At 30.9% G+C, this 421-nt stretch carries 1 protein-coding gene; it reads right to left on the minus strand.

Annotated elements, in window-relative coordinates; genetic code table 11:
• Window positions 1–159: 159 nt before the first annotated feature.
• On the minus strand, window positions 160–421 hold a 262-nt coding region (locus tag J7R10_RS08965; protein ID WP_208436500.1), incomplete at its 5' end, for a hypothetical protein.

A 421-nucleotide genomic window follows, 5' to 3' on the forward strand; every position in this document is an offset into this window, starting at 1 on the left:
ATAATTGTGCAACAGATCCTTATGAAGTTTCTTCACCACAAAATGTTTTAAAAGCTTTGAAAAGCTAATTCCGCCCCCAAATCGTCTATTTAAACAAAATTTAACGACACAAATTTCCCTAATAAAGAAAATTTGTGTCGTTTATATTTTTTGAAACATCTATTTGTCAAAGCAGACACTATAAGTTGGTTGTGCGTTTTTGGTGAGAAAATATTCCAGCAATAATTTTTTAATAGGTATTTCACGTTTTAACTGCTTTGAAAAAACTTGAAAAATTTCCAGTAAAAAATCTAAACCAATTATAGTGCTCAAAGAATAAAAAGCTAAAAACTGTTGCACGCTATCAAAAAATGGGGATGCAATTGCGAAATGCGCAAATTCATACAAAACTCTCTCAGAAACATCAAGGACTAACGTATCG

The sequence above is a fragment of the Bartonella vinsonii subsp. berkhoffii ATCC 51672 genome, from assembly GCF_902825225.1.
Classification (GTDB): domain Bacteria; phylum Pseudomonadota; class Alphaproteobacteria; order Rhizobiales; family Rhizobiaceae; genus Bartonella; species Bartonella berkhoffii.